The following is a 22,217-nucleotide window of genomic DNA, read 5'->3' as shown; positions in this document are numbered from 1 at the left end:
AGCTTTCGTTGTCGTTGTAACCACGCGGTCCGTCTCCTGTCGGCCGGTGGTGGTGGGCGAACATCCATTCACCCGTGGCGGCGCCTCCTGCGCCACCCAAAACTCAGAAATTCTTGGTCAGCCAGCCGCGCAACTTGTCCACCAGCCCGCCGACGCTGCCGCCACTCGTGCCCCCCGAGCGCATGCCGCCCGAACGCGCGCCGTGCAATAGCAGACCCACGCCAGTGGAATGCAGGGGATTGGCGACCACTTCGCCGAGACCGCTGACATGCTGCGGCACGCCGATGCGCACCATCTTGTGGAAGATCTCCTCGGCCAGCTCCAGCGCACCTTCCATTCGCGAAGCACCACCGGTCAGCACCACACCGGCCGCCACCAGGCTTTCGTAGCCGGAGCGGCGCAGTTCGTCCTGCACCATCTCGAAGATTTCCTCGTAGCGCGCCTGCACGCTCTGCGCGAGCGACTGGCGAGCCAGCCGGCGCGGCGGGCGATCGCCTACGCTCGGGACCTGGATGGTTTCCTCGGCATGGGCGAGTTGAGCCAGCGCGCAGGCGTACTTGATCTTGATCTCTTCCGCATGCGCCGTCGGCGTATGCACGCCGTAGGCGATGTCGTTAGTGACTTGGTCGCCGCCGACCGGCAGCGACTTGGTGTAACGGATCGAACCCTGCGTATAGATGGCGATATCCGTCGTACCCGCGCCGATGTCGACCAGGCACACGCCCAGCTCGCGCTCGTCATCGGTCAACACCGACTTCGCACTCGCCACCGACGACGGCACCAGCTCGTCAACGGTTAGGCCGCAGCGCTGGATGCACTTGCTGATGTTCTGTACCGCCGCCGCCGCACCCGTCACCAGATGCACGCTGGCCTCCAGGCGCACACCGCTCATGCCCACCGGCGAGCGGATACCGTCCTGACCATCGATGCGGTATTCCTGCGACTCCTTATAAAGAACCTTGCGGTCAGCCGGGATCGCGACCGCGCTGGCGGCTTCCAGCACCTGGTCCAGATCGCCCGGCGTCACCTCACGGTCGCGGATCGCCGCGGTGCCGTGCGAGTTCTTGGTCTCTAGATGGCTGCCGGAGATCGAGGCGTAGACCGAGCGGATATCGCAACCGGCCATCAGCTCGGCCTCTTCCACCGCGCGCTGGATGGAGTGCACGGTCGATTCGATATCCACCACCGAGCCACGCTTGAGTCCGCGCGACACGTGAGTACCGATGCCGATCACCTCGATCGGCTCGCCCGGTTCGTACTCGCCCACGATCGCCACCACCTTCGAGGTGCCGATATCCAGGCCAACGACCAGCTGCTTGTCGTTACGGGTTTTCATGTGCGGGGCGTGCCTCTGGTAGTGACGGCGGCCGGTGCTTGCGACTGCGGCCATCGCACGGCAAATCCGTTGGTGTAGCGAAGATCGGCGTAGGCGAACCCATCGGTGCGGCCCGCCATCAATTGGGGATAGACATCAAGGAAGCGGCGCAGCCGGCGGCCCGCCTGGTCGCGGTCGCCGAGCACGATCTGCGCTCCGGTCGAGGTGGCGAGACTCCAGCTGCCGCGCTCGGACAACGACACGCCGGTGATATTCAGATGCGTACCGCCAAAAGCCTTCTGCGTTTCGGCGTAGAAACTCACCACTTCGGCCAGTCGCGCGTCGGGACCATGCAGGCTGGGCAGACTCTCGTCCTGGTCCGCCTGGGGCGCATCGAATACCAGCCCCTGCCGGCTGATCAGCTGCTTGTCGTTCCAGCGCGCGAAAGGCTGGCGCTCGTAAATGCGCAACAGCAAGGTATCCGGCCAGCGCTTGCGCGCCTCCACCGACTCCACCCACGGCAGTGCGGCGACCGCCTTCTGCACGCCATCCAGATCCAGCGCAAAGAAGCCTTTGCCGAGACGCGGCAGCACGGCGGCGCGAACTTCGTCCGCGCTCACGTGCTTGAACTCGGCTTGCACCGTCAACTGGGTCACCGGCCAACGATTGGCCGCAAACCATCCGCGCAGCACGCCGACAATCGGCAGTACTACCAGCGCAATGGCCAGACACCAGGCAACGAGGCGGATAGCTCCCCTCACACGCCCTCCCGGAAGCTCGATTCCAGTACACGCCAGCACAGCGTCTCGTAGTCGATGCCCACGGCCTTGGCGGCCTTGGGCACCAGCGAATGCGAAGTCATGCCCGGCGCGGTGTTCACCTCCAGCAGCCAGTTCTTGCCATGGCGGTCGCGCATCACATCGACGCGTCCCCAGCCACTGCAGGCCAGCGCATCGAACGCGACCAGAGCAAGCTCGCGCATCTCCTGTTCGGCGGCGCCACTCAGGCCCGGGCAGATGTACTGCGTATCTTCAGCGATGTATTTGGCGTTGTAGTCGTAGTACTCGCCCTTGGGCACGATCTTGATCGTAGGCAGCACTTCGCGGCCGAGAATGCCGACGGTGAACTCACCGCCCTCACTCGCGTCGCCCTCGATCAGCGTCTCCATCAGCAGATCGCCGGGATAGCGCTGAGCCAGCTCAACCGCCGCATCCAGATCCTTCTCGTCGAACACACGAGTGACACCGACGCTGGAGCCTTCCCAGGCCGGCTTCACGATCAGCGGAAAACCGATCTCGCGGGCGGCCGCATGCACGTCGGCACCACGAGGCAGCGCCTTGAAGCGCGGCGTCGGCAGGCCCAGCGACAGCCACACCTGCTTGGCGCGGATCTTGTCCAGCGACAGCGCGGAGCCGAGCACACCTGAACCCGTGAACGGAACGCGCAACGACTGCAGCGCACCTTGCAGCTCACCGTTCTCGCCGCCGCCGCCGTGCAGGATGTTGAACACGCGGGCGAAATGACCGGCACGGACCGCATCGAGCAGCGCGGGGATGCCGTCGATGGCATGCGCATCCACGCCACGCGCCTGCAACGCAGCCAGCACACCACGGCCGGAGTTCAGCGATACCTCGCGCTCGGCCGAGCTGCCACCCATCACGACGGCGACGCGGCCAAACTGTGCGGGATCGGTGATCGTCTTGCTCACTTTTTCGTCCTCAGATTGCCGGCATTCGCCAGCTCGACCGCTGCCGCGCCGATATCGCCGGCACCGAGCAGCAGCAACAGATCGCCGTCGCGCAACAGCGCCGGCAGGGTGTCTTTGAATTCGCGCGGATGCTCGATCAGCACCGGATCAACCTTGCCGCGCGCACGCACGGCACGCGCCAGCGCACGGCCATCCGCACCGGCGATCGGCGCTTCGCCGGCCGGATAGACATCCGTCAGCACCAGCACGTCGGCTTCGGCCAGCACATTCGCGAAATCGTCGAGCAGATCGCGCGTGCGGCTGTAGCGATGCGGCTGGAAGCCCACCACCAACCGCCGTTCCGGCCAACCGCCACGCGCCGCGGCAAAGACCGCCGCCAGCTCGCGCGGATGGTGACCGTAGTCATCGACCAGCAACGCCGTGCCTTTATCCAGCGCAATCTCGCCACGCCGGTGGAAGCGACGGCCCACACCCTGGAACTTCTCCAGCGCACGTGCGATGGCTTCCGCTTCCACGCCGAGCTGCCAGCCGATCGCAGCGGCGGCCAGCGCGTTGAGTACGTTGTGGCGGCCCGGCAGATTCAACTTGACGTGCAGCGCGTCCGAACGACCTGGCAGCAGCAGATCGAAATGCATCTCGAAGCCATGCTGCGACAGGTTGGCCGCGCGCACATCCGCATCCTTCGTATCGATGCCGTAGGTCATCACACGACGCGGCGTCGCCTTGGCCAGCTCTGCCACTTCGGGATCATCCACACACAGCACGGCCAGACCGTAGAACGGCAGGCGGTGCAGGAAGTCGGCAAAGGCCTTTTTCACCAGCGCGAAATCGCCCTGGTAGTTCTCCAGATGATCAGCATCGATATTGGTGACCGCGGCAACCACCGGCGACAGCATCAGGAACGAGCCGTCCGATTCATCAGCCTCTGCTACCAAATACTGTCCTGTACCGAGACGCGCATTGGCGCCGGCGGCATTGAGCTGGCCGCCAATTACGAAGGTCGGGTCGTAATCGGCTTCGGCCAGCACGCTCGCCGTGAGACTGGTCGTGGTGGTCTTGCCATGCGTGCCGGCGATGGCGATGCCACGACGGAAACGCATCAGCTCGCCGAGCATCTCGGCACGCGGCACTACTGGAATGCGCGCGGCGCGGGCAGCCACCAGCTCCGGGTTGTCCTGACTGATCGCGCTCGACGTAACCACCACGTCCGCATCGCCGACATGCTCGGCGGCGTGACCGACGTGCACGGTGATGCCGAGCTGGGCCAGGCGCTGCGCGGTCGCCGAGTTCGACTTGTCGGAGCCGGAAACGGCATAGCCCAGGTTATGCAGCACCTCGGCGATGCCGCTCATGCCGACGCCGCCAATGCCGATAAAATGCACGCGCTGGAACGTGGCCATCAAATCTTCGTGTGCGAGCAGGCGACGCGGCGTCATGCGCTCACCTCCATGCAGGCACGGGCGATCACCGCTGCCGCATCCGGCTTGGCCAGGGTGCGCGCGGCCTCAGCCATGGCGAGCATCCGCGGGCGGTTTTCCAGCAGCGCGTCCAGGCGCTGCGCAAGTTGCTGTACGTCCAGATCACGCTCCTGCATTACTTCAGCCGCACCCGCAGCCACCAGGGCTTCGGCGTTGCGGGTCTGGTGGTCATCCACCGCATAAGGGAAAGGCACGAGCACCGCGCCGACGCCGGCGGCGGAGAGTTCGGCCAGGGTCAGAGCGCCGGCGCGGCACACAGCCAGATCGGCCCATGCGTACGCGCCAGCCATATCCTCGATGAAGGGCACGATCTGCGCTTCCACGCCGGCCTTCGCATAGGCCTCACGCGCCTCGTCGAGGCCACGGTTGCCGCACTGATGCAGCACTTCCGGGCGCTGTGCGGCGGGCATCTGCGCCAGCGCCTGCGGCAGCGAAAGATTCAGCGCGCGCGCACCAAGGCTTCCGCCGAGCACTAGCAGACGCGCACGCCCAGTACGTCCGGCCATGCGCGCGGCGGGTGCTGACAAAGCAGCGATCGCACCGCGCACAGGATTGCCGACCCATTCGGCATTCGGCAGGGTGTCGTTGAAGCCCTGCATCACGCGCTGCGCGTGAGCCGCCAGCTTGCGGTTGGTGAATCCGGCGACGCGATTCTGCTCATGCACCAGCAGGGGGCAGCGCAGCAGTCGCGCGGCCACGCCGCCAGGACCCGCCACGTACCCACCCATCGATAGCACGCTGCGCGGCTTCACCGACAACAGCACGCTGATGGAAGCAAACAGCGCGCGCGCCAGCATCAGCGGCGCGAGCAGGCGCGTCACCATGCCCTTGCCGCGCAGGCCGCCCACGGGAACCGTCTTTAGCGGAATACCGTGGGCCGGCACTACCTTGGTTTCCATGCCGCCTACCGCACCCAGCCACACCACTGGCACGCCCTGCGCGCGCAGCGTCTCCGCCACGGCCAGACCGGGGAAGATGTGACCGCCGGTGCCGCCGGCCATGATCAGCACGGGTGCGTTCGTGCTCATGCGCTCACCGCCTCACGCTCGCGCGCGGCAGCCGTAGCGACGGTGGCATTCGCGTCCGGCACTGCGGCTGCCGGCATGCGGGTCGCCATCTGGCGCGCATCCAGCGCGCGATTGATCTCGTAAGTCGCGCGCAACAACACACCGGCCATCGCGCAGGTCAACACCATCGACGAACCGCCGTAGCTGATCAGCGGCAGGGTCAGACCCTTGGTCGGCAGTGCGCCGAGATTCACGCCGATCGACACCATGGTCTGCAGGCCGATCATCAGCGAGATACCGAAAGCCACGTAGCCGGCGAAACGCTGACCCAGCTCCACACCTTTCAGCCCCATGTAAAGGCCACGCCCCACCGCCAGTGCGAACAGGCTCATCACGAACACGATGCCCGCCAGGCCGAGCTCTTCGGAGATCACCGCGAAGATAAAGTCGGTATGCGCTTCCGGCAGATACGACAGTTTCAGCACGCTGGAGCCGAGACCCACACCGGTCCACTCGCCACGCCCGATCGCCATCAGCGACTGGGTCAACTGGAACCCGTCGTTGAACGGGTCCTTCCACGGGTCCATGAACGAGGTGAGGCGTTTCACGCGATAGCTCTCGCTGGTCGCCGCGATCGCCAGCAGCGGCATCAGCGGCAGGCCCATGCCGAACAGGAAGATCGGCCGCGCGCCACCCAGCCAGACCATCGCAATGGTCACACCGATCACCAGCGTGGCCGAGCCGAAATCGGGCTGCGCCAACAGCAGCAGCACGATGATGCCCGCCACCAGAATCGGCTTGAGCAGACCAAGGAAGCGCGTCTCCACGCTTTCGCGGTGACGTACCAGATAGCTGGCGATATACACCACCAGGATCAGCTTCACCGCCTCCACCGGCTGGAAGCTGGTGACCATCAGATTGAGCCAGCGCCGCGCACCGTTGAGGCGCATGCCGAGAACAGGCAGGAATACCGCCAGCAGCAGAATGAAGGCCAGCATCATCAGCAGGAAGGCGTTCTTTTCCAGCACCTTCAGTTCGGTGCGCATGGCCGCGCCGGCCAGCACCAGGCCCAACCCGAGAAACAGCAGATGCTTCTTGAGGAAGTAGAACGCGCCCAAGTGCTGGCTGTCCGCCACCGCGATAGAGCTGGACGTGATCATCACCAGACCCACACAGGCCAGACCGACGAGCGCGATCAGCAGCGGCAGATCGAAGCTGCCCCGCGGTCCCTGTCGCCGTTTTGCCTGGGTGGCGTCGAAGAGCATCAGCGCACCTTCAACGTGGCAAGGCCAATCAGCACCAGCACGACGCTGATGATCCAGAAACGCACGATCACCCGAGGCTCGGGCCAGCCCTTGAGCTCGAAGTGATGATGGATCGGCGCCATGCGGAAAATGCGCTTACCGGTGAGCTTGAAGCTCGCCACCTGCAGCATCACCGACACCGTCTCCATCACGAACACGCCACCCATGATCAACAACACAATTTCCTGGCGCACGATCACCGCGATGGCCGCCAAGGCCGCACCAATCGCGAGCGCGCCGACGTCGCCCATGAACACCTGCGCGGGATACGTGTTGAACCAGAGGAAACCCAATCCCGCGCCGGACAATGCGCCGCAGAAGATCGCCAGCTCACCGGCACCGGGTATCGAAGGAATGCCGAGGTATTCGGAGAACACCCGGTTGCCAGCCAGGTAGGCGAACACGCCCAGCGCGCCGGACACCAGCACCGTTGGCATGATCGCCAGACCATCCAGGCCATCGGTAAGGTTCACCGCGTTGGAAAAGCCCACGATCATGAAATAGGTCAGCACCACGAAGAACAGGCCGAGCGGCAACGCCACCTGCTTGAACAACGGCACAAACAACGCGGTCTCGGCCACTTCCTTGGCGCAGGCGACGGGTGCCGCTGTTGGCTCTGTGGTCAAGCGGGTAGACAGCGCGGTCGCCGTGGTTTCCACGTGCTGCACCACCGCCGGTATCGGCTTTACGCAGGGCGGCGGCGTGGAGGGCGCAGTGAAGTAAAGGAACAGCGCCGCAATGAGACCAAACACCGACTGCCAGAAATACTTCCAGCGCGAAGCCAGGCCGCGACTATCCTTCAGCACCAGCTTCTTGTAGTCATCGTAGAAGCCGATCACGCCGAAGCTGATCAGCACGGCCAGCACTACCCATACATAGCGGTTATGCAGGTCCGCCCACAGCAAGGTGGCGATGGCCACCGCGAGCAGAATCATCACGCCGCCCATGGTCGGCGTGCCGGCCTTGGAAAGGTGCGTCTGCGGACCATCCTTGCGCACCACCTGCCCCGCTTTCAGCGCGGCCAGTTTGCGGATCAGCACGGGGCCGAGCAGCAGCGACATGGATAGCGCGGTGAGCGCGGCCATGATCGTGCGGAAGGTGATGTACTGGAACAGATGCAGGGCGGTGAAGTGCCGTGCCATCCAGTCTGCGAGTTCAAGCAGCATCGGATGCGCCCTCCACCGGCTTGTAGTCATGTAATGCCGCGACCACCTGCTCCATCCCGGCCGAGCGCGAGCCCTTCACCAGACAGGTAACGCCGCCATGCAGCTGCTTCTTCAGCGACGCGATCAGCGACGCCTTGTCAGCGTGGTGTTCGCCCTGTGCGCCAAAGGCCTCAACCGTCGCCGCGCTGAGCGGCCCGACGGCGAACAGGCGATCGATGCCGTGCTGTTTTGCACGCTCGCCCATGCTGGCATGCAGTGCTCGCGCCGAGGGGCCCAACTCGGCCATGTCGCCCAGCACCAGCCAGCGCTCGCCGGCAGCCAGCGCCAGCGTATCGATGGCCGCGCCAAGTGACCCAGGGTTGGCGTTGTAGCTGTCGTCGATCAACGTCCAGCCGCCGGGCATCGCTTCCTGCTTCAGGCGGCCGGCGACACCGGGCACCTGCTCCAGGCCTTCGACGATGGTGTCCAGCGGTACGTCGAGTGCGAGAGCGATCGCGGCGGCCGCCATCGCATTGGCGATGTTGTGACGTCCGGCCAACGGCAGCGCCACCTCGGCGTCACCTGCTGGCGTGCTCAGCACAAAGCGCGAACCATCAACACGCTGCTCGATGATATCGGCGCCGATGTCGGCCTTATGGTCCAGTGCGAAGCGCAACTGACGCCGGCCTGCCGCCAGGCCGGCAAAGAAACTGGCGAACGCATCGTCGCCATTGATGATCGCCACACCGTCCGCCGGCAATGCCTGATACAGCGCGCCCTTGGTCTCGGCCACGCCTTCCACGCTACCCATGCGCTCAAGATGCGCCGGCGCGATGGTGTTGACGAGGCCGATATCGGGCCGCGCGATGGCAGCCAGATACGCGATGTCACCCGGCTTGCCCGCACCCATCTCGAGCACGGCGTAGTCAGTATCCTGTGGCATCGCCAGCAAGGTCAGCGGCAAGCCCAGCTCATTGTTGTAGTTGCCGGCGTTGACGTGAGTACGGCCGTGACGAGAGAGGATGGACGCCGTCAGCGTCTTCACCGTGGTCTTGCCATTGGAACCGGTAATACCGACCACGCGCACGTTGCCCTGCGCGCGCACCGCACTGGCCAGATCGCCCAACGCAAGCTGCGTATCGTTCACCACGACCTGGGCAATCGGCGCATCCACTTTGCGCTCGACCAAGGCAGCGACCGCCCCGCTCGCCGCGGCCTGGGCCAGGAAATGATGGCCATCCACGCGCTCGCCCTTGATCGCCACGAACAGATCGCCCGGACCGAGCTTGCGCGTGTCGATGCTGACGCCAGTGACGTCGGCGTCGGTGCCGACCAGGCGTCCGCGGGTCCATAGCGCAATGGCGCTCAATCGCATCATGCACGCACCTCCAGCGCTGCACGAGCGACTGCAAGATCATCGAAGGGCCGCTTGCCAGCGGTGCCCTCCTGGTAAGTTTCGTGGCCCTTGCCGGCGATCAGTACCACGTCGCCGGTCTTCGCCAGCTTCAAGGCTTGCTGGATCGCCTCGGCGCGATCGCGCTGGATCAGGGCATTCTCTGGATGCACCAGTCCGGCAACAATCTGCGCCACGATGGCATCGCCGTCTTCGCCGCGCGGATTGTCATCCGTGATGATGGCGACGTCGGCCAGACGCTCAGCGATACCGCCCATCAGCGGACGCTTGCCGGCATCGCGGTCGCCGCCGCAGCCGAACACACAGATCAGCCGGCCAGCGCAATGCGCGCGCAATGCCGAGAGTGATTGCTCCAGCGCATCCGGCGTGTGTGCGTAATCGACCACGACCAGCGGCAGGCCGTGCAGACCACCGAGCCGGTTCATGCGCCCGCTGACTGGCTGCAGGGCTTCCACCGCGGCAACGATGCGCTCGAAGGATTCACCCAGCGCTCCAAGACAGGCAACCACGGTCAGCAGGTTCTCCACATTGAAGCGGCCGAGCAGCCGGCTCTGCAGCGGATACGAACCCCAGGGCGTGCGCAATACGAAGGACAAGCCCTCGGCCGAGGTGGCGATGGCAGCCGCGGTAATGTCAGCTTCGCGATCGCCGGTCGCGCTGATGCGCAGCGTGTTCACATGGGCAGGCAGGCGCGCAGCAAGCGCGCGGCCAAAGGCATCGTCGATATTGATCGCCGCCGCTTTCAGTCCCGGCCAGGCGAACAGCTTGGCCTTGGCATCGCCGTAGGCTTCCATGCTGCCGTGGTAGTCGAGATGGTCGCGGGTGAGATTGGTGAACGCGGCCACTTCGAATGCCACCGCAGCCACCCGCCCCTGCTCCAGTGCATGCGATGAAACCTCCATCGCTACGTGGCTGGCGCCCTGTTCGCGGAACGAGGCGAACAGGTCTTGCACACTGATCGCATCTGGCGTGGTGCGCTCGCCTTCTTCCAACTGGCCATGCAGGCCGGCGCCCAGCGTACCGATGGTTGCCGCGCGATGGCCGAGATGCTCCAACGCCTGCGCCAGCAACTGCACCGTAGAGGTCTTGCCATTGGTGCCGGTGACGCCGATGACGCGCATCGCTTCCGACGGACGGCCAAAGAAGCGCGAGGCGATTTCGCCGACCTGCGCATGCAGGCCTTCGATCCATAGCACAGGGACGTCCAGCGCAGGCGCTGCCGCAGCCGGGGCCTCGGCCAACACCACGCGCGCACCGCGCTGCACTGCACCCGCAGCGAACTCGATACCGTGCCCGCGCGTGCCACGCAGGGCGAAGAAAGCATCGCCATCACGCACCTGACGCGAATCGAGCGACAGGCCCGAAACGACGATATCGCCAGCGCCCGGGGCGTCGGCGATACCTTTCAACAGTTGGTCGAGGCGCTGGCTCATGGCGTGGCCTCCTCGACGGGGGCGTCGTCCACTACGGGCGCGTCTGGCGGCTTGGAGCCGACCAGACCGTTGTTACCTTGCAAGGGACCACCGACATACCAGCGACCGATGTTGTCGGGCGGCACGTCGAGCAGGCGCAGCGCGCCATCCATCACCTTGGCGAAAACCGGCGCGGAAACCAGGCCGCCGTAATAGCTGCCCTTCCTAGGGTTATCCACCACCACCACCGCAGCGAGTCGGGGGTTGCTGGCCGGCACCAGGCCGGCGAAGGCGGCGCTGTAGTTGTTTTTGGAATAACCACCGGCGGTCGCTTTATGCGCGGTACCCGTCTTGCCTGCTACCGCGTAATTCGCGATCCACGCATACGGCGCGGCGGTGCCACCCGGCTGTGTGGTGGACTCCAGCATCTCCACCAACTTGCGGGCAATTTCGGGCGCGATGATCTGCTTGGACTCGCTCTCCGCGCTCTTTACAAATGAGGGCGAATGCATCATGCCGCCATCACCGATGGTGGCGTAGGCATTGGCCAATTGCAGCGGCGTCACGTTGAGGCCGTAGCCATAGGCCATGATGGCCTTTTCCAGCGGACGCCAGTCACGCCCTACCTTGAGGTAGCCCGAGGCTTCGCCAGGAAAACCGCTGTTGGTGCTGTTGCCGAAGCCGAAGGCGCGATAGGTGTCGTACATCAGGCCGGTATCGAGCGTCATCGCGATCTTGGCGGCGCCGATGTTGCTGGACTTCTGGATCACCCCGGTCGGCGACAGCAGGCCATAGGCATGCGTGTCACGGATATCGTGAGTCATGTAATAGAAGTGGCCGTTGCCGGTGTCGACCATCGGGCCCGTCGGGGTGTACTTGCCGCTGGACAGCGCAGCGGCCATGACGATGGGCTTCACCGTGGAGCCCGGCTCCACCACGTCGGTCATCGCGCGGTTGCGGCGCTGGTCCGGCTTACTGCCACGCACGGCATTCGGGTTGTAAGTGGGCAGATTGACCATCGCCAACACTTCGCCCGTGGGCACATCGAGGATCACCATCGAACCGGAATCGGCCTGCGACTGCTCGAGAGTGTTCTTCAACTCGTTGTAGGCGAGAAACTGGATGCGGCGATCGATGCTCAACGTGAGGTTCTTGCCCGGCTGCGGCGCACGCACCTGCTCCACGTCTTCCACCACATGACCCATGCGGTCGCGAATCACGCGCTTGGCGCCCGGCTTGCCAGCAAGCCAGTCGTCAAAGGCCAGCTCCAGGCCTTCCTGACCGTGATCGTCGATATTGGTGAAGCCGAGAATGTGCGCGGTGACCTCGCCGGACGGGTAGAAACGGCGGAATTCACGCTGACCGTTGATGCCGGGAATGCCCAGGCTGAGCACAGTCTGCGCCGCGTCCGGACTCATCTGGCGGCGCAGATAGACAAACTCGCGCTCGGAGCGCTGCATCAGGTATTGCTTGATATCGCTTGCGTCCGCACCGATGGCCTTGGCCAGCTGCGGGATGCGGTCTTCGTTCTCCAGCACTTCCGCCGGATTCGCCCAGATCGACATCACCGGCGTGGACACCGCCAGCGGCTCGCCATTGCGGTCGAAGATGGTGCCGCGCGATACCGCAATCGGCACTTCACGCAGGAAGCGCGCATCGCCCTGGTTCTGATAGAACTGCTTGCGCACCACCTGCAGATCGAACGCACGCGCGACCAGGCCCAGCGAGGCCAGCGACAGCACGCCCACCACCACCACCATGCGGCGGCGCGCGCTGGGGCCATGGCCGCGGCGGCGCGAGCTGGGCTGAGTCGGAAAGCGCGGGCGCATGTTCACCGGCGCACCAGTTGGATGTCTTGCGGCTTGGGATTGACCATGCCGAGTTTCTGCCGCGCCTCGCTGTCCACACGACGCGGTTCGGCCCAGGTGGCCTGTTCCAGTTCCAGCTTGCCGTATTCGATATTCAGCTCGTCGCGCTGGTTCTGCAGGCGGGTCAGATCCACAAAGAGCACGCGGCTCTCATGGCGCGTCCACACCACACCCACCGCACTCACCAGCACGGCTCCAAGCAGGATCAGCAGGAAGGCGACGCCAATCGCCCTCATGAAAGCTTCTCCGCCACGCGCAACACCGCCGAACGGGCACGCGGGTTGACGGCCAGCTCGGCGTCGGACGGAAATTGCGCCTTGCCAACCGGTGCCAGCCGCGCGGGTGCAGCCACCACCGGCGGCCCGCGACGACTGCCCTGCACGCGGCCGGAGTGATCGCGGATGAACAACTTCACTGCGCGATCTTCCAGCGAGTGGAAGCTGATGATGGAAAGGCGGCCGCCGACGTTCAGGCGATCCAGCGCGGCTTCCAGCCCCTGCTGCAGCGAATCCAGCTCGCCGTTCACACGGATGCGCAGCGCCTGAAAGCTGCGCGTGGCCGGATGCTTGCCCGGCTCGCGGCGTCCCACGACGCGCTCGATCAACGCCGCCAGCTCGCCGGTGCGGGTGATCGGCTGCTCCGTGCGGTGCTCCACGATGGCGCGGGCGATCTTGCGGCTGAAGCGCTCCTCGCCGTAGGTCCACAGCACATCGGCGATCTCGCGCTCGCCGGCATGGGCAAGGAAATCCGCGGCGCTTTCGCCCTGCGTGGTGTCCATGCGCATGTCCAGCGGCGCATCGGCCATGAAGCTGAAACCACGGGCGGCTTCGTCCAGCTGAGGCGAAGACACACCGAGGTCGAGCAAGATGCCATCCAGGCCGGCGGCGGTTTCGTCCCACTCGGCAAGGCTGGAGAAATTGGCGTGGCGGATCGAGACGCGCGGATCGGAGGCGAATTCCTTCTGCGCGGTGGCAATGGCGGTGGGGTCGCGATCCATCAACAACAGGCGGCCATCCGGCCCGAGGCGCGACAGCACTTCGCGGGCGTGACCGCCGCGTCCGAAGGTGCCATCCAGATAACGCCCGCCTGCACGCACGGCGAGACCCTCCACTGCTTCACCCAGCATCACCGGGATGTGCCGCAAAACTTGCTCGGCCATGCCGCACTCCCGCTCCCGTCCCGTTTTCTTGCTTTTCTCTGTCCCGCACCGTGACCGGTTACAGGCGCAGGTCTGCCATTTCGTTGGTGATGTCGTCTTCGCCGATGGTCTGGCGGATCTTGGCGAGGTGGGCCTGTTCGCTCCAAAGCTCGAATTTGTTGCCCATGCCCAGCAGAACCGCTTTCTTCTCGATGCCTGCCGCCGCGCGCTGACTGGCTGGCAGCAAGATGCGTGCGGCCGTATCCGGTTCGACGATGGCCGCGGCACCCACCAGCTTCATCTGCATGTCGCGATGGGCCGCTTTGACCTTGGGCAGTGCATTGACCTGATCGCGCACCTGCTCCCACTCCGCATACGGGAACAGCCACAGGCAGCCCGGCTCGAAGGGGTTGTAGGTGACCACCAGACGACTGGCGCACTCGCCGGCCACCTGCTCCCGATACGCGGTCGGGATGGCCAGGCGGCCTTTATCGTCAACGGTGATGGCGGTTTCGCCCTGGAACACGGTCGTAAGACTCCACTAATTCCCACGATTTCACACGGGAACCCACGATAGTCTCGCCCCTTGAGACTGTCAAGGGATTTTTGCTTGTGAATCAATGAGAAAGGCAATGGTATGGCGCTATTTCCAGCCTTTTCTGAGGAAGCATCCAAAGGTGCTTGAATGCAGGGGATTTTTTGTGCGCAACGATGCGTCGCAAAGGCCCCAAAGAGCGTCTCCACGCAGGCGCCGCATGAATCTCCGTTCATGCGCCGAATCCCTTCGACAAATCCCACACGACGCCCTCGACATGAAGGCTCATGTCGAGGGCGTCGTGGGTGATTAAGAGGTGGAGTCGGCCTGTAAGCCGGGTTCTGTACGCCTTGCGGCGCGACAGTCATTCCTCTCGGCCTGGCGTCACCGCCAGGCTCCAGCAACCTACCCGGGAACAACGCGGGCCGCGTTATCGTTCCCCTATTTGGTCTTGCTCCGAGTGGGGTTTACCGTGCCACGCGGCGTTAGCCCCGCGCGCGGTGCGCTCTTACCGCACCATTTCACCCTTACCACGCACATCCGGAGATGCCGTTCGGCGGTTTGCTTTCTGTTGCACTGGCCGTCGGCTCACGCCGCCCAGGAGTTACCTGGCACTCTGCCCTATGGAGCCCGGACTTTCCTCGATGCGCTTGCGCGCGACGCGACTGTCCGGCCGACTCCACCTGGAATTATAGACGAAGCCGGTCGCGGTCACTCATATAAAGCCTTGCGTGGCGCGCCACTGATCGCCGCCGCCAACTTCGCCGCCTTGGCCGGGGGCAGCTCGTCGCGCAGGATCGCAAAAATGCGCTGCCCCTCCACCACCCGCGCATCGACCTCTTCGCCCCGGCCATGGATGAGGATCACGCACTCGCCACGCTGCTGATCCGGGTCGCCGGCAACACGCGCCGCCAATGCCTCGAGCGGCTCACTCAGCACGGTTTCGAACAATTTGGTCAGCTCGCGCGCGAGCACGCCCTCGCGCGTCGCGCCAAAGACTTCGCGCATATCAGCCAGGCTTTCGGCAACGCGATGCGACGACTCATAAAAGATGAGCGTGCGCGGATCGCCAGCCAGCTCCTCCAGACGCGCGCGGCGCGCCGCAGCCTTGGGCGGCAGGAAGCCCTCGAACACGAAGCGATCACTGGGCAACCCGGACACCGATAGCGCCGTAATCGCCGCACACGCACCAGGTACCGGTATACAGCGGACGCCGGCGGCGCGCGCGGCTCGCACCAGGCGAAAACCTGGGTCGCTGATCAACGGCGTGCCAGCATCGGAAATCAGCGCCACTGATTCGCCACGCAGCAAACGCTCGACGACCGCATCCACCACTTCGCGCTCGTTATGCTCATGCAGCGCCATCAATGGCGTGGCGATGTTGTAGTGCATGAGTAGTGGCCGGCTGTGCCGGGTGTCCTCGCAAGCAATCACGGCGACGGAACGCAAAGTCTCGACGGCGCGCACGGAAAAGTCATCGCGATGACCGATAGGCGTGGCGACTACCCACAGGCAGCCGGGCTGAACATGTGACATCTGCGGTGTTCCTCGGCGACGGGCCAGCGATACGATCAGCTATGATCGCCTATCTATTCATCGTGTCCACCGATCCAAGGGACGTCCCATGCGCCTGATTCGCGCCGCAGGTATCGGCCTGCTGATCTCGCTGGCTCTCAGCGGCTGCGTACCGCCCCAGGTGGCACGCACGCCGGCCGAAATCTCCGCCGAACAGGACGCCGCCACCTTGGCGCGCCAGGGCAAGTTCGAACAGGCTGCGCAGGCCTACCTCGCACTAGCCCAGAATTCGCCCGGCCGTAACGATCAATACCGCCTGCTCGCCGCCGAAGCCTATCGACAGGAGGGTCGCCTGGACCAGGCCGCCCCGCTGCTGACTCAGATCAAGCGCCAGCGCCTGACCGACGACGAACCCGTACGCCTTGACCTGCTACAGGCCGAGTGGGCACTGAACCAGCACGACCCGCATCGCGCCCTTCAGCTCACCACGCAACCCGACGTGGCCGTGCCGCCGAAACTGCGGCTTCGCCTGCTTGAGCTGCGCGCCAAAGCGATGGATGCCAGCGGTGACGTTTGGGGCGCGGCACGCAGTCGCGTGGAAATGGACGGCCAACTGAGCGGACTCGATCAGGCACAGAACCGCAAACAGATCCTGGCCCAGCTCACCAAACTCGGCACAGATCCGCTGAAGCAACGCGCCGCCGCCATGCAACCGGGCGACGCCATGCTGCCCTGGGTCAATGAAGCACTGAGCCAGCTCGGTGTCGCCGTGGCGCGCCCGCAGCCCGCGCTCGAGCAGCAAGTCGGCACGGTGATGCCCGGACAGGACGCCAACGTGCGCGAGGGCTTCAAGATGCCCGAGCGCATCGCGCTGCTCGTGCCTGCCACCGGCAGCTACGCCGCCGCCGGCACCGCCATCCGCGAGGGCTTCTTTGCCGCCTATGCCGATGCGGCGCGCAACCACGCACCACGTCCGCCCGTACGCGTTTACGACAGCGGCGGCACGGCGGCTGGCGCGGTCAAGGCCTATCAACAAGCCGTCGGCGATGGCGCCAAACTGGTGATTGGCCCGCTGACGCGCGGCGAAGTCTCTGCCTTGTTCGGCCTGCAACAGTTGCCAGTGCAACTGCTTGCATTGAATCATCCCGACGACAAAAGCCTCCCCGCCAGTGGCGTCGCCGAATTCGGCTTGCTGCCGGAAACTGAAGGCGCACAAGCCGCCGACCACATGATCGAGCGCGGACTGCATACCGCCTTCGTGATCGTTGCCGGCGAAGACTTCGGCCAGCGTGCGGCGAATGCATTCAAGGCCGAACTGGAAGCGCGCGGCGGCAAAATTGCCAGCACCGCTACCCTGAGCGGCAGTAGTGTCAATTATGCCTCGCTTATCAATGGTCTCAATGCCGCAAATGCGGATAGCGATGCCGGCGTCTTCATCAGCATGCGTCCGCAACAGGCGCGCCTGCTGCTGCCGCAATTGAAGCTCGCTCGCATCAATTTGCCGGTGTTCGCCACTTCGCATGTCTATGGCGGCGTCGATGACGCAGGCGCCAATCGCGACTTGGACGGCGTGGAGTTCTGTGATGCTCCCTGGCTGTTCGACGCCCAACCGGGCCTGCCCAACCACGCCGACATCGCCGCGCAACTACCCGCCGCACGTGGCGCCGCTGCGCGGCTGTTCGCCTTCGGCATGGATGCATGGAATCTCGCGCCCTACGTCGACTGGCTGCGCGATCATGCCGGCAGCTATCTCCCTGGCGCCAGCGGCCAACTGACGGCCGACCAGTTCGGCCGCGTGCGTCGCGTACTGGTGTGGGCGAAGTTCGAAGATGGCCTGGCCCATCCGCTCAACGGTAGCCTGCAGATGGATAGCGCGCCGGTGCAGTCGCCCCCGGCCTCCAGCGATCAGCCGAATCAGGGCTGATGCGTTCCGCAGGCGCGGTGTTTGAACAGCGTGCCTGCGATGAATTGCAGCGCGCCGGCCTCATCCTGATCACGCGCAACTACACCACTCGCCACGGCGAACTCGACCTGATCATGCGCCACGGTGACACCACCGTATTTGTCGAAGTACGCCACCGCTTGCGCGCAACCCATGGCGATGCCGCCAACTCAGTGACAGCGAGCAAACAGGCCAAACTCATTCGGGCCGCGGAGCTGTGGCTGGCCGCTCATCCACAACAAGCGCAACGCCCTTGTCGCTTCGACGTCGTGAGTTACGACGGCCCAGCAGACGATGCGCGCATGACTTGGTGGCGCGGCGCATTCGAAGCGCTTTAATTCTCGCGTGACGAAAAGTAGGGCGATGCCGCATTGCGATGTAGGCGTATTCCTACATGCCGCGAAGCCCTTATTTATTGCGGTTTCGCTACATCGTTTGAAACGGAAAGCACAATCATCCAGACGTCCTAAAACTGGCAAAATTAAGCGCGCCACGTCACAATTTGCCACTCGAGGTCTGGCTCCTCGACGAGTAAGTGCGCTCTACTGAGCAACGATTGTGCATGCGCTCGAATCTCGAGCGCACAACGAACCGATCGAAGGTTGGGATCGGTAGCAAGAAGCCAGACTAGACAGGGAGTCTGAATGGAATCGACACATTTCGCTTCGCGGGCGTCAACGTCGCCCGCATTCGCCGTGACGCGACAGCAGAGTTCACGCAGGCGTTCCGCCCGTGTGATCCGGAGCTCGCAATCGCGGCCGTCGCTGCATTCCGCCGCGACTCCTCATCTATTGCGCTGATTCAACGCCACCAGGTCCGGTCGGCGCCTTTCGCGTGTCCAGGGCACCTGGATCGTGTGAAACGCGTGTTCGAACGACCTTCGCGATTTTTGCAGTCTCCATACAACTTGCGGGTATGACGTGAAAACGGATTTCTTCAAACGAGCCCTGATGGGCACTTTGCTACTAGCAACCCTCGCGCTTGCAGGTTGCGGAACACCGCCAGCCAAGGATTTCGGTGGCCGCTGGAAGCCGGTGAACCGCTTCCAGGATGCGCCGACCGAAATTCCGCTCGCCAAGACATACACGTTCTATGCGTCACCGATGGACGGCACGCTCAAGACCATGCTCTCGCGCTGGGCGAAGGACTCGGGCCTGCAGCTTAACTATCAGCTTGAGGCCGATTTCACGCTCTATAAGCCGGTGTCCGAACTCAAGACTACGGACATCCAGGATGCCGCAACGAAGTTGAATTCGATCTACGCATCGCAGGATGTCTTCGTCATGGCTGACAACCGCCAGATCCAGGTGCGCTCCGCCAGTGCGGTACGCGCGGAAGCAGCACCCCAGCAGAGCGAGCCCACTGCCACGCCAGCACCAGGCGCACCGGCGACCGAAGCACCAGCTAGCGCCAAATGACGACGACAAGGATCAACGTTGTGATCACCGAACCGAGCTCGCACTGATGTTCAAGAGAACTTCCAGCCAAAAGATCGACGAGGCAGTCGCCAAGTCGGTCAACTATGAAGTGACGGTGGCCGACCTAGCCAAACGCAGCGAACGCCGCGCATGGTGGGTCGCATTCATCGCGCTCGTGATGTCGCTCATTCTCGCCGGTGGCTACTTCTACATGCTGCCGCTGAAGGAAAAAGTCCCCTACATCGTGATGGCCGATGCGTATACCGGCACCAGCACCGTGGCGCGACTAACCGAGGACTTCACCAACCGCCAGCTCGCCACAAGCGAAGCGATCAATCGCAGCAACGTCGCGCATTTCATCCTGGCGCGCGAGTCCTATGACGTCGCCATGATGAACCTCCGTGACTGGGCCACTGTGCTCACCATGTCCTCACCCGAGGTCGCCGCTCCCTATCGCGCGCTGCACTCTCCCAATAATCCGAACAGCCCGTACGCGGTCTACGGTCGGGAACGCGCCATCCGCGTCAAAATCTTGAGCACCACCCTTATTGGCGGTGGCCCGAATGAGGCTCCCAAAGGCGCTACCGTCCGCTTCCAGCGCAACCTGTACAACAAGCAGACCGGCGTCAGCCAGCCGCTGGATAGCAAAATCGCCAACCTCGAGTTCACCTACAAGCCGAACTTGAAGATGGACGAGCAGGCCCGGATCGAGAATCCGCTCGGCTTCCAGGTCATGAGCTACCGCGTGGACAACGACTACGCGACTGCCGCTCCCGAAGAAGTACACGCACCTGCACCGGCGGATCAAACGCCGGGAACACAGGACGGCACCGCTGCACCGGTCACCGGCCAGCAGCAGCCGACAGAGGAAGTCCTTTCTCCGAGTGCTTCTCAGCCGCCGCCGATTCCCGATCTTGAACAACCCAGGACTGCGGCACCGGCGGCAACGCCAGCGTCCGCACCGAGAAACACCGCCAATGGAGTGGGCCGTCGATGAATCGTGTTAGCAAACTCGCCTTGGCCGGCGCCGTATGCATGGCGGCCGCAGGCTTCGCGCCCGGCGCGATCGCACAGGTCGTCCAGCAGTACGAATATCAGCCCGACCGCATCTATCAGGTGCGCACGGGCCTGGGCATCACCACGCAGATCGAGTTGAGCCCCAACGAAAAAATTCTTGACTACAGCACTGGCTTCAGTGGCGGCTGGGACCTTACCCGCCGCGAGAACGTGTTCTACCTGAAGCCAAAGAATGTCGATGTGGACACCAACATGATGATCCGCACGGCGACGCACTCTTACATCCTTGAACTCAAGGTGGTCGCAACTGATTGGAAGGCGCTGGACCAGGCCAAGCGCGCCGGTGTCCAGTACAAGATCGCCTTCACTTATCCAGCTGACTCCAGCTTCAGCAACGAAGCCGACAAGACTAAACGGGCGCCGGAGCTGGACACCGCACTGGTGAAGGGGCGTGTCTACAACTTTGACTACGACGTCGCAGCGCGCAGCAGGACTGCGCCATGGCTGGTTCCGGTCAATGTCTATGACGATGGCCAGTTCACCTACATCAAGATGAGCGACTTGAAGCAGTTTCCGACCGGCAATTTCCCGGCGGTCTTCATGCGCGAGAAGGAACATGGCGAGGACGCGACGGTGAACACCACCGTCGAAGGCAACACCATCATCGTCCACGGCACGTACCCCTACTTGGTCATCCGCCACGGCGACAATGTCGTGGGTCTGCGAAGGAACGCCAAAAAGTGAGCACGAACAATCCCTATCAGCCGGGCGAAGGCAACGAGAACGGAAACATTCCACCGCATGATCCCCACGCGGGCGGCGCGGACCCGTTGTCCAATAACCCCTACTCCGGTCAGTACACCCAGGCGCCTGCCCCCGACCTTGACTCCAGCGCACCGCAATTGCGGGCCAACGACACCCGGCGCACCAACCGGCGCGCCATGGCGCTGCTCGGTGGCATGGTTGCGCTGCTCGTCGTTGCCGTACTGCTGATCGTGAATACGATGTCGCGCCGTCACGACGCACCGGCCAAGTCCCGCGAAGAAACGCTCAACGTTCCGCTGGCTCCAACCCCGGTACCCGCGGAGGGCAGCCAGGCCACCCCTCGCCTTCCGGAACCGATTGCACTGGCGCCCAAACAGCCGCCGCAACTGCCGCCGCAGATGCCTCTGCCCACCCCGCCACCAGAACCGCGTGGGCCGACGTTGATGGAACGTCGCATGATGACCGGCGATATGGCGGCCCAGGCCGGCGGTCCAGGCGGTCAGCCCGGTCCGGGCAACAATCAGCAGAACGCGTACTCGCAAGCCATGACAGCCATCCAGGGCGCCCGTGGTTCACGCCCGGGTAGTCCCGACGCGTTGCCAGACGTATCCAATGCGCAACCGCTAAACGGTCCCGACACGCTGATGTTGCGCGGCACTTTCATCCGTTGCGTACTGCAGACACGCATCGTCACTGACTATCCGGGCTTCACGTCCTGCGCAGTGACGGAACCGGTGTACTCATTCACCGGCCGCCGCCTGCTATTGCCCAAAGGTTCCAAAGTACTGGGCAAGTACGAGATGGAACCGACTACCAATCGCGTCTACGTGATCTGGGATCGCATCGTCACGCCCAACGGGATCGATGTGAACATGGCCAGCCCCGGCGTAGACAACCTCGGCGGTTCCGGCCATCCGGGCTACTACAACGCCCACTGGCCGAGTCGCATCGGTGCCGCGCTCCTGATCAGCATGCTCAGCGACGCCTTCAAATACGAGGCCGCCGAACACGGTCCGCGCCAGACCACCATCAGCAATGGCGTGGTCACGCAGTCGCCGTTTGAGAGCAATACCGCCACGACGTTGCAAAACATCGCAAACCAGGCGGTGCAGCGCGCTGCCAACCGGCCTGCGACCGTCACCATCAACCAGGGCACCATCGTGAGCATCTACGTCGCCAAAGACGTCGATTTCAGCGGTGTGGTTGCCCGTTTCTAAGCGACACAAAGAAGCAGGA

20 protein-coding genes and 1 other RNA gene are annotated in these 22,217 nt (G+C 64.1%); 6 read left to right on the top strand and 15 right to left on the bottom strand.

Going from position 1 to position 22,217, the window contains the following annotated elements; all coding sequences use genetic code 11:
• Window positions 1-103 precede the first annotated feature (103 nt).
• From ftsA to rsmI, 15 genes are all read right to left on the bottom strand, one after another.
• Complete coding sequence (gene ftsA, locus ISS97_RS06610; RefSeq protein ID WP_379987051.1) at window positions 104-1,336, bottom strand: cell division protein FtsA; 1,233 nt, start codon at window positions 1,334-1,336, stop codon at window positions 104-106.
• On the bottom strand, window positions 1,333-2,076 hold the full coding sequence (locus ISS97_RS06605; RefSeq protein WP_379987052.1) for a cell division protein FtsQ/DivIB: 744 nt from the start codon (window positions 2,074-2,076) through the stop codon (window positions 1,333-1,335). Before ISS97_RS06605 ends, ftsA begins: the two co-directional genes overlap by 4 nt.
• Window positions 2,073-3,023, bottom strand: coding sequence for a D-alanine--D-alanine ligase (locus ISS97_RS06600; RefSeq protein ID WP_379987053.1), 951 nt, complete (start codon window positions 3,021-3,023; stop codon window positions 2,073-2,075). Before ISS97_RS06600 ends, ISS97_RS06605 begins: the two co-directional genes overlap by 4 nt.
• Window positions 3,020-4,459 carry a UDP-N-acetylmuramate--L-alanine ligase gene (murC, locus tag ISS97_RS06595; protein ID WP_379987054.1) on the bottom strand — a complete coding sequence of 480 codons (1,440 nt, stop codon included), beginning with the start codon at window positions 4,457-4,459 and terminating at the stop codon, window positions 3,020-3,022. The genes ISS97_RS06600 and murC overlap by 4 nt, the downstream gene beginning before the upstream one ends.
• On the bottom strand, window positions 4,456-5,529 hold the full coding sequence (gene murG / locus ISS97_RS06590; RefSeq protein WP_379987055.1) for an undecaprenyldiphospho-muramoylpentapeptide beta-N-acetylglucosaminyltransferase: 1,074 nt from the start codon (window positions 5,527-5,529) through the stop codon (window positions 4,456-4,458). The genes murC and murG overlap by 4 nt, the downstream gene beginning before the upstream one ends.
• Entirely contained in the window at window positions 5,526-6,773 is a 1,248-nt protein-coding gene (gene ftsW / locus ISS97_RS06585; RefSeq protein WP_379987056.1) for a putative lipid II flippase FtsW, read from the bottom strand. Before ftsW ends, murG begins: the two co-directional genes overlap by 4 nt.
• Window positions 6,773-7,978, bottom strand: a complete 1,206-nt coding sequence (gene mraY / locus ISS97_RS06580) for a phospho-N-acetylmuramoyl-pentapeptide-transferase (RefSeq protein WP_379987057.1) — start codon at window positions 7,976-7,978, stop codon at window positions 6,773-6,775. Before mraY ends, ftsW begins: the two co-directional genes overlap by 1 nt.
• A complete protein-coding gene (locus tag ISS97_RS06575; RefSeq protein WP_379987058.1) occupies window positions 7,968-9,335 on the bottom strand; it encodes a UDP-N-acetylmuramoyl-tripeptide--D-alanyl-D-alanine ligase in 1,368 nt (455 codons plus the stop codon). Before ISS97_RS06575 ends, mraY begins: the two co-directional genes overlap by 11 nt.
• Window positions 9,332-10,804, bottom strand: coding sequence for a UDP-N-acetylmuramoyl-L-alanyl-D-glutamate--2,6-diaminopimelate ligase (locus ISS97_RS06570; RefSeq protein ID WP_379987059.1), 1,473 nt, complete (start codon window positions 10,802-10,804; stop codon window positions 9,332-9,334). Before ISS97_RS06570 ends, ISS97_RS06575 begins: the two co-directional genes overlap by 4 nt.
• Window positions 10,801-12,612, bottom strand: coding sequence for a peptidoglycan D,D-transpeptidase FtsI family protein (locus ISS97_RS06565; protein ID WP_379987060.1), 1,812 nt, complete (start codon window positions 12,610-12,612; stop codon window positions 10,801-10,803). Before ISS97_RS06565 ends, ISS97_RS06570 begins: the two co-directional genes overlap by 4 nt.
• A gap of 2 nt (window positions 12,613-12,614) precedes the next feature.
• Window positions 12,615-12,887 carry a cell division protein FtsL gene (gene ftsL / locus ISS97_RS06560; RefSeq protein WP_379987061.1) on the bottom strand — a complete coding sequence of 91 codons (273 nt, stop codon included), beginning with the start codon at window positions 12,885-12,887 and terminating at the stop codon, window positions 12,615-12,617.
• Window positions 12,884-13,810: a 16S rRNA (cytosine(1402)-N(4))-methyltransferase RsmH gene (gene rsmH / locus ISS97_RS06555; RefSeq protein ID WP_379987062.1), complete on the bottom strand. Its 927-nt coding sequence runs from the start codon at window positions 13,808-13,810 to the stop codon at window positions 12,884-12,886. The genes ftsL and rsmH overlap by 4 nt, the downstream gene beginning before the upstream one ends.
• Before the next feature lie 58 nt (window positions 13,811-13,868).
• Window positions 13,869-14,315, bottom strand: coding sequence for a division/cell wall cluster transcriptional repressor MraZ (mraZ, locus tag ISS97_RS06550; RefSeq protein ID WP_379987063.1), 447 nt, complete (start codon window positions 14,313-14,315; stop codon window positions 13,869-13,871).
• Between the two features lie 323 nt (window positions 14,316-14,638).
• Window positions 14,639-15,005, bottom strand: an RNA gene (rnpB, locus tag ISS97_RS06545) — RNase P RNA component class A.
• 30 nt (window positions 15,006-15,035) lie between these two features.
• Window positions 15,036-15,860 (bottom strand): 16S rRNA (cytidine(1402)-2'-O)-methyltransferase, encoded by an 825-nt coding sequence (gene rsmI, locus ISS97_RS06540; protein ID WP_379987064.1) that lies wholly within the window; start codon window positions 15,858-15,860, stop codon window positions 15,036-15,038.
• 88 nt (window positions 15,861-15,948) lie between these two features.
• On the opposite strand from rsmI, the gene ISS97_RS06535 reads away from it, so the two are divergent.
• The 6 genes from ISS97_RS06535 to ISS97_RS06510 all read left to right on the top strand — a co-directional run bounded on the left by ISS97_RS06535 (window position 15,949) and on the right by ISS97_RS06510 (window position 22,198).
• Window positions 15,949-17,763, top strand: coding sequence for a penicillin-binding protein activator (locus ISS97_RS06535; RefSeq protein ID WP_379987065.1), 1,815 nt, complete (start codon window positions 15,949-15,951; stop codon window positions 17,761-17,763).
• Window positions 17,763-18,119 carry a YraN family protein gene (locus tag ISS97_RS06530; protein ID WP_379987066.1) on the top strand — a complete coding sequence of 119 codons (357 nt, stop codon included), beginning with the start codon at window positions 17,763-17,765 and terminating at the stop codon, window positions 18,117-18,119. The genes ISS97_RS06535 and ISS97_RS06530 overlap by 1 nt, the downstream gene beginning before the upstream one ends.
• Window positions 18,120-18,731: 612 nt before the next feature.
• Entirely contained in the window at window positions 18,732-19,199 is a 468-nt protein-coding gene (locus ISS97_RS06525; protein WP_379987067.1) for a hypothetical protein, read from the top strand.
• Between the two features lie 46 nt (window positions 19,200-19,245).
• Window positions 19,246-20,196, top strand: a complete 951-nt coding sequence (locus tag ISS97_RS06520; RefSeq protein WP_379987068.1) for a virB8 family protein — start codon at window positions 19,246-19,248, stop codon at window positions 20,194-20,196.
• Window positions 20,193-20,960: a TrbG/VirB9 family P-type conjugative transfer protein gene (locus ISS97_RS06515; RefSeq protein ID WP_379987069.1), complete on the top strand. Its 768-nt coding sequence runs from the start codon at window positions 20,193-20,195 to the stop codon at window positions 20,958-20,960. Before ISS97_RS06520 ends, ISS97_RS06515 begins: the two co-directional genes overlap by 4 nt.
• Window positions 20,957-22,198, top strand: coding sequence for a TrbI/VirB10 family protein (locus ISS97_RS06510; protein ID WP_379987070.1), 1,242 nt, complete (start codon window positions 20,957-20,959; stop codon window positions 22,196-22,198). Before ISS97_RS06515 ends, ISS97_RS06510 begins: the two co-directional genes overlap by 4 nt.
• Window positions 22,199-22,217 lie beyond the last annotated feature (19 nt).

Source organism: Dyella koreensis (assembly GCF_044904565.1).
Taxonomy (GTDB): Bacteria; Pseudomonadota; Gammaproteobacteria; order Xanthomonadales; family Rhodanobacteraceae; genus Dyella_D; species Dyella_D koreensis.
This window is presented reverse-complemented; position numbering and strand designations above follow the sequence as displayed.